Origin of the sequence: Schnuerera sp., assembly GCF_035459645.1 — a bacterium.
GTDB lineage: Bacteria > Bacillota > Clostridia > Tissierellales > Tepidimicrobiaceae > Schnuerera.
This window is the reverse complement of sequence record NZ_DATHXO010000320.1, coordinates 1-7,227: the sequence shown is the minus strand read 5'-3', so window position 1 is coordinate 7,227 and position 7,227 is coordinate 1. Positions and strand designations below refer to the sequence as shown.

Annotated in this window: 8 protein-coding genes; 4 read left to right on the top strand and 4 right to left on the bottom strand. The window is 31.1% G+C overall.

Annotation, left to right across the window (positions count from 1 at the left end; translation table 11 throughout):
* From VK998_RS07550 to queG, 4 genes are all read right to left on the bottom strand, one after another.
* Positions 1 to 327 (bottom strand): endonuclease III domain-containing protein (locus tag VK998_RS07550; protein WP_414713582.1); only part of this gene is annotated, 327 nt, incomplete at its 3' end.
* Positions 328 to 335: 8 nt separating this feature from the next.
* Complete coding sequence (locus tag VK998_RS07545) at positions 336 to 617, bottom strand: DUF503 domain-containing protein (protein ID WP_325227235.1); 282 nt, start codon at positions 615 to 617, stop codon at positions 336 to 338.
* Positions 618 to 749: 132 nt separating this feature from the next.
* Positions 750 to 1,940, bottom strand: a complete 1,191-nt coding sequence (locus tag VK998_RS07540) for a glycine C-acetyltransferase (RefSeq protein WP_325227231.1) — start codon at positions 1,938 to 1,940, stop codon at positions 750 to 752.
* Positions 1,941 to 2,007: 67 nt separating this feature from the next.
* Positions 2,008 to 3,132 carry a tRNA epoxyqueuosine(34) reductase QueG gene (gene queG, locus VK998_RS07535; protein ID WP_325227224.1) on the bottom strand — a complete coding sequence of 375 codons (1,125 nt, stop codon included), beginning with the start codon at positions 3,130 to 3,132 and terminating at the stop codon, positions 2,008 to 2,010.
* 365 nt (positions 3,133 to 3,497) lie between these two features.
* On the opposite strand from queG, the gene sufC reads away from it, so the two are divergent.
* From sufC to VK998_RS07515, 4 genes are read left to right on the top strand one after another with little or no spacing between them, the layout of a single operon-like run.
* Positions 3,498 to 4,250, top strand: a complete 753-nt coding sequence (gene sufC, locus VK998_RS07530; RefSeq protein ID WP_325227221.1) for a Fe-S cluster assembly ATPase SufC — start codon at positions 3,498 to 3,500, stop codon at positions 4,248 to 4,250.
* Between the two features lie 5 nt (positions 4,251 to 4,255).
* Entirely contained in the window at positions 4,256 to 5,671 is a 1,416-nt protein-coding gene (gene sufB / locus VK998_RS07525; RefSeq protein WP_325227217.1) for a Fe-S cluster assembly protein SufB, read from the top strand.
* Positions 5,672 to 5,681: 10 nt separating this feature from the next.
* Complete coding sequence (sufD, locus tag VK998_RS07520; RefSeq protein ID WP_325227215.1) at positions 5,682 to 6,746, top strand: Fe-S cluster assembly protein SufD; 1,065 nt, start codon at positions 5,682 to 5,684, stop codon at positions 6,744 to 6,746.
* Positions 6,733 to 7,134: an aminotransferase class V-fold PLP-dependent enzyme gene (locus tag VK998_RS07515; protein WP_325227211.1), complete on the top strand. Its 402-nt coding sequence runs from the start codon at positions 6,733 to 6,735 to the stop codon at positions 7,132 to 7,134. Before sufD ends, VK998_RS07515 begins: the two co-directional genes overlap by 14 nt.
* Positions 7,135 to 7,227: the final 93 nt, after the last annotated feature.

The window sequence follows — 7,227 nt, the reverse complement described above, 5'->3', positions numbered from 1 at the left end:
GGGTATTTCTCCATTAAACTTTTCAATTAACAAATTACAAGTAGATAGAATATTTTTGCTTTTTGTTTTATAAAATCCACAAGACCTAATCTTTTCTCCTAATTCCTCTTCAGTTAGCTTTAAATAATCTGAAGGGGTTTTTAACTCCTTAAAAAGTTTGGCTGTTGTTTTATTAACTTGTACGTCAGTACATTGAGCGGATAGAATAGTGGCTATTAATAATTCAAAAGAATTCGAATAGTTCAATTCTGCCTTTGCATCTGGATATAATTCCATTAAAATATCTATTACTTTTTTTATATCCTCTTTAGTTAACATCTTTTTCATAATATCACCTACAAAATTTCTATATTATAGTCTATTATTTCTACTCTATTATCTCCATCTATAAATTTCAACACTTTGGAAATACTTTGGTTTGCATGACTAGTATCATTGGTCACACATGCGAATCCAATTATTGATGTTCTCCAGCTATCATTTAAGCCTATTTCAGCAATTGATACATTAAATCTTGATTGGACTCTACCCATTATACTCTTTATTATATGTCGCTTATCTTTAAGCGAATTCGATTCATATATCATTATTTTTATCGAGCATGTCCCCACTATCATAAAATCACCTCAATGCTAGATTGATACTGAATATATTTTACAATTATTCATATATCATTTCAACCTGAAAAAAGTTAATAAAAAGGGAACTTTCCTATTCATCATAAAAAAAGAGGATAGAATCCTCTTTTTTTACTTCAATATTTTCATTTCTTTTCCAACTTTTTCAAATATATCTACAGCCTTGTCTAACTGTTCTTTAGTATGTCCTGCAGTTACCATACATCTAACCCTTCCAGTTCCTCTTGGTACAGTTGGAAATACTATAGCTGATACGAAAACGCCATTATCTAGTAATTTTTTACTAAACTCCATAGTTTCAGCTTCATCTCCAATTATAACTGGTGTTATCGGAGTTTCACTGTTACCTGTATTAAATCCTAATGTTCCAAGCTTTTTCTTGAAATAATTTGCATTATCCCAAAGCTTATCAGTATATTCAGTAGATTCCATTAACATTTTAAGAGCTTCAATTATAGCACCTGCTGCTGCTGGTGGTATAGTTGTACTAAATAATACTGGTCTTGCTCTATGATTTAGCCATTCATACATTGTATTTGATCCTGCTACATATCCACCTACTACTCCTATAGCTTTTGAAAGAGTACCAATTGAAAAATCAACTCTACCATGCAATCCAAAATGGTCTACAGTTCCTCTACCGCTTTCTCCAAGAACTCCAGATCCATGAGCATCATCTACATAAGTCATAGCTTCATATTTCTCAGCTAACTCAACAATCTCTGGTAATTTAGCAATATCTCCATCCATACTAAATACACCATCAGTAATTATAAGTACATTTTTATATTTATCTCTGTTTTCTTTAAGCACTTGTTCTAAATGATCTAAATCTGAGTGCTTAAAAATTTTTTTATCTGCTTTACTCAGTCTAACGCCATCTATTATAGAGGCATGATTTAACTCATCAGATATAATTAAATCTCCAGCTTCTGTAATAGCTTGAATCGTTCCAGCATTACAGTTAAATCCAGACTGATAGATAAATGCTGCTTCTTCACGTTTAAACTCAGCCAATATTTTTTCTAATTCTTCATGAATAGACATATTCCCAACTATTGTTCTAACTGCTCCCGCTCCTGCGCCATACTTTTCAACAGCCTCAATGGCTCCTTTTTTAAGTCTTGGATGATTTGCAAAACCAAGGTAATTGTTTGAGGATAGATTAATTACCTTTTCTCCATTTAAAATTATTTCGGCTTCGTTTGCGCCTTCTAGAATTGGTAACTTTCTATATACTCCTTCTTTTTTAAGGCCTTCAATTTTTTCTTTTAAATAATTTAATTCATGAACATTAGCCAATGTGTTCCCCTCCTATAATATAATTTTAGGCTTCCTAACACAAATATAGTATAACATAAATTTATTTCTATTGGTAAACTTTGTGAATAAAATATTTAATAAGGTTTTCCATCTCTAATCTAGAGTCTTCATTTTTCTCCATCTTTATTCTTTCCTCGACAACTTCCTTTCCATATTCAAAATCTATCTTTAAAATAGCCCAGGCAGCATATTGTCTCATCATAGGATTTAAATCATTTAATAAAGGTTTTAGTAATTTTATATTGTTTTCATCCTTCATATTACCAAGAGCTATTATTCCATTCCTTTTCAAAATATTTCTACCCCTCCAACTTCCAGCCATATATCCATATTTATCTTTAAATTGTTTATTAGAAATGGACAAAAGCTCTTCGATATCCATATACCCTTTAGTAACTTTCGGTAAAAATAAATTATGCTTTGAATCTTTTATATTCTTATTTTTAGGACATATCAATTGACAAGTATCACAACCATAAATTTTGTTTCCCATCCTTTCCCTCAACTCATAAGGGATTTTATCTTTAGTTTGGGTTAAATAGGATATGCATTTTTTAGGGTTAACTTTAAAAGGTTCTTCCAATGCGCCAGTAGGGCAATGTTCAATACATACATTACAGTCTCCACATTGACTATTAATAGATATAGGAGAAAAATTTATTTCTAAATCTGTCAGTATATATCCTATAAATATGAAAGAGCCATATTTTTCATTTATAATGGAGCAATTTTTCCCATAATATCCTATACCTGCTCTATTGGCTAATTCCCTATCTACTAATGGACCAGTATCCACAAAATATTTATAAGTAAAATTTTTTATACTTCTTATTTCTTTAATCAAATCCTCCATTTTATTTTTTAGAACTATATGGTAATCTCTACCCCAAGAAGATTTTGATAGTAAACCTTTCAGCTTATAGTCTACCCTTTCATTTAACCTATTATTATAGGATAATCCAATTACAATTATAGTTTTACATTGGGGGAAAGTTAGCTTTGGGTTAATTCTTTTGTCTATATCTCTTTCCTCAAACTCCGTTTGTCCGTTTTCCTTTTGTCTAGTAATGAGATAATTCTTGATATTATTTAAAGGTTCACAACCTGTAAATCCTATCATATCTATATTTAATTCTTTTGATTTATCTATAATTAATTGTTTTAAATCCATATTTAACTCCTATTTCCCTTTTATCTTTGGCTAAAAAATATTAAATTTATAATTCTATTATACCATCACTTTAAAAAATTTACTAATATTGTGAACATACTGAAAAAGTGCTTAATTTGTCATTCTGAGCGTTAGCGAAGAATCTATAAATAGCACAAAATCAAGATCCTTCACCTTCGATTTAGAATAACAATCTGAATTTTCAGTGACCTCATTATTGCCTTCTTCTTTAATTGTAAATATATTTTCTAATAAAAAATTATTATACCCTAGTAATTTGGTATACTTTTTTATATAATTATGGTATGCTGTATTGAAAGTGGTTTTCAATCAATAAATATTATCAGTTGAAAAGGAGAGTATCTATGGCAAAAAATCTATTAAATATAGAAAATTTAAAAGCAAATATAGAGGACAAAGAAATTCTAAAAGGCCTTAATCTTCAAATTAATGAAGGGGAAATTCATATTATCATGGGTCCAAATGGAAGTGGAAAATCTACTTTAGCCTATACCCTAATGGGACATCCTAAATATGAAATTACAGAAGGAGACATAATCTTCAATGGTGAATTGATTAATGACCTTAGGGCAGATGAAAGAGCTAAAAAAGGAATATTTCTATCTTTCCAATATCCAGAAGAAATTCCTGGAGTTACCGTAGAGGAATTTTTAAGAACTGCTAAAACTTCGGTAACTGGAAAGTTTCATGGGGTTATACCCTTTAAAAAACTATTAAAGGGAAAAATGGAACTATTGGAAATGGGAGAAGAATATGCTTCCAGATATTTAAATCAAGGATTTTCCGGAGGAGAAAAAAAGAAAAATGAAATTCTCCAAATGTCCATCCTTGAACCTAAACTGGCTATATTAGACGAAACGGATTCAGGCCTTGATGTTGATGCTATAAGAATTGTAGCTGAAGGGGTTAAAAGAGTTATAGATGATAAAAAATCTATTTTAGTAATAACCCATTATAACAAGTTATTAGATTATCTTAAGCCTGATTTTGTTCATATTCTCTTAGATGGAAAAATTGTTAAAACCGGTGGAGTAGAACTAGCAAAAAAAATCGATGAAAAAGGATATGAAAATATAAGAACAAAATATTCTAATTAATAGAGGTGAGTAATTTGGAAAGAAGAAAAACTTATATTGAAGACGTAGATAGAGGTATTTATGATATTAAAAATAAGTTTACCTATAGATATAAATCAGATAAAGGATTAACCCCAGAGATAATAATTCAAATTTCGAAAGAAAAGAATGAACCAAAGTGGATGACTGATTTTAGACTCAAATCTTTAGAAGTATATAATAGTAAACCAATTCCAACTTGGGGAGCTGATTTATCAGGTCTTGATATGGATAATATAATTTCATATGTTAGACCTGATGCAGACATGAAACATAGCTGGGATGATGTCCCAGAAGATATAAAGAAAACCTTTGAGCTACTTGGGATTCCTCAAGCCGAAAGGGAATCCTTAGCAGGAGTAGGTGCTCAATATGATTCAGAAGTCGTATATCACAATATTAAACAAGAATTAATAGACCAAGGAGTTATATATACAGATATGGAAACTGCTCTTCACGAATATGAAGATATTGTTAAAGAACATTTTATGAAGCTAATTCCTCCTAATGACCATAAATTCGCTGCTTTACATGGAGCTGTTTGGTCTGGAGGTTCTTTTGTCTATGTTCCTGAAGGCGTAGATGTAGACATTCCCCTTCAATCCTATTTTAGGCTAAATGCACCAGGTGCCGGACAATTTGAACATACTTTAATAATTGTAGAAAAAAAAGCAAATCTTCATTTTATAGAAGGTTGTTCTGCACCTCAATACAGAGTTGCAAATCTCCACGCTGGCTGTGTAGAACTATTTGTGCGGGAAAATGCCAAGTTAAGATATAGTACTATAGAAAACTGGTCTAGAAATATGTATAATTTAAACACTAAAAGAGCTGTAGTAGATAAAAATGGAACCATTGAGTGGGTTTCTGGGTCTTTTGGGTCTAAAGTTACTATGCTATACCCTATGAGTATATTAAGAGGAGAAGGAGCAAAATCAGAGTTTACTGGAGTAACCTTTGCATCTACTAGACAATATCTAGATACTGGAACCAAAGTTGTTCATGCAGCCCCTCATACTACTTCCTCCATAAATTCAAAGTCCATTTCTAAAAATGGTGGGCATGCCTTTTATAGAGGATTGCTCAAAGTAGATCCAGATGCTCATGGCTGTAAATCAACAGTTTCCTGTGAATCCTTGATGCTAGATAATGAATCAGCATCCGATACAGTACCTGTAATAAAATTAGATAATGACAATATAGACATAGGGCATGAAGCTAAAATAGGTAGAATTAGCGATGAAGCTATATTTTATCTTATGAGTAGAGGAATAGACGAGGAAGAAGCAAAAGCTATGATAGTTAGAGGTTTTGTAGAACCTATAACCAAAGAACTTCCATTAGAATATGCCGTTGAGTTGAATAACTTAATAAATATTGAGCTAGAAGGCTCTATTGGATAGGTGGGATAAAATGAAAATAATAGACAAAGAAAATTTTATATTTCCTAATATTAGTGACTATAAAAAAGATTATTTAAAACTGGAGACTACCCTTCCTGAAGGAGTGGTTCTAGAAAAGATCACTAAAAAAAATAATGAAATTATATTAGATTATCTATACACTAAAGAATTTAAAGGAGTAGGTGAAAAATTTACTACCCTTGCAGAAGAATCTTATAATAGTGGGATTATTTTCTATATTCCCAGAAATATTAAAATAGATAAGCCTATTAAAATTGAATTTAATATGGATGAAGAAAACCCTGTTGCTATTAACCAAAATATTATAGTGGTTGAAGAAGGAAGTGAAGGAACCATTATTATGGATTATACCACTTCTGAAAAAGTAAAAGCTTTTCATAATGGGCTTACTAAAATATATGCTAAAGAAAATTCAATAATTAATATAATAAAAATCCAAAGAATGAATGATATATCCCATAATTTCGATTCTAATATTGCTTTTGTAAAAGGTCAGGGGCAAGTAAATTGGATATCTATAGAATTAGGTAGTGGTATTAGTAGCTCCAATTATTCTAATTTTTTAGAAGATGAGGCTAGTGAAGCCAATCTTTACTCTATATATTTAGGAGATGGAAACAGAGAAATTGATCTAGAATATTCTATGATTCATAAAGGTCCTAGAAGTATCAGTAATATTGAAACTAAAGGTGTCCTTATGGATCATTCTAAAAAGGAATTCAAAGGCAATTTAGATTTTAAAAAAGGAGCTAGACTTTCTAAAGGAATAGAAGAAGAATATGTAATATTACTAGACCCTACTGTAAAATCCAACTCTATCCCAGCTCTACTATGTCATGAAGACGATGTAGAGGGAGAACACGCTGCAAGTGCTGGACAAATTAATGAAAATAAACTTTTTTATCTTATGAGTAGAGGATTAGAAGAAAGGGAAGCAAAAAAGTTGATTGTTGAAGCCTCTTTTAGACCAATAATCGATAAAATACCCTTTGAAGATTATCGTAAAATAGTAATCGATGAAGTTGAGAGGAGACTTATGAATGGTAAAAATTAATCCAGAAGAAATCAAAAAAGATTTTTCAATATTTAACCAAAAAGTTCATGGTAATAGATTAGTATATTTGGATAATGGGGCTACTACACAAAAGCCCCTCCAAGTTATTAAAGCTATGGATAAATATAATAATCTATCTCATGGTAATCCTCATAGGGGAGCACATAAGCTAAGCATATCAGCAACAGAAGCCTATGATTTATCTAAGAAAAAGGTTATAAGATTTATAAATGCTAAATATATAGATGAAATTATCTTTACAAGAAATACTACTGAATCATTAAATCTAATTGCCTATTCCTATGGAAAGAAATTTATCAAACTCCTCGCGGTTCATATTCTTCGAGCAACTCCCAGATCTCGCGTTCGATCTCGAAATCTGAAATGATCTCCCATACACCCAAGTCATATCGAAACCACCGCCCGCGGCTGTAGATCGTATCTGGATAACGTTTCATGTACTCACGGCCCAGTTCGGTAT

Bases quoted from the DNA above. Each gene is read 5' to 3' on its own strand.
- sufD (WP_325227215.1), top strand. From the start codon at position 5,682: ATGAAAATAATAGACAAAGAAAATTTTATATTTCCTAATATTAGTGAC.
- VK998_RS07545 (WP_325227235.1), bottom strand. From the start codon at position 617: ATGATAGTGGGGACATGCTCGATAAAAATAATGATATATGAATCGAAT.
- VK998_RS07515 (WP_325227211.1), top strand. From the start codon at position 6,733: ATGGTAAAAATTAATCCAGAAGAAATCAAAAAAGATTTTTCAATATTT.
- sufC (WP_325227221.1), top strand. From the start codon at position 3,498: ATGGCAAAAAATCTATTAAATATAGAAAATTTAAAAGCAAATATAGAG.
- queG (WP_325227224.1), bottom strand. From the start codon at position 3,132: ATGGATTTAAAACAATTAATTATAGATAAATCAAAAGAATTAAATATA.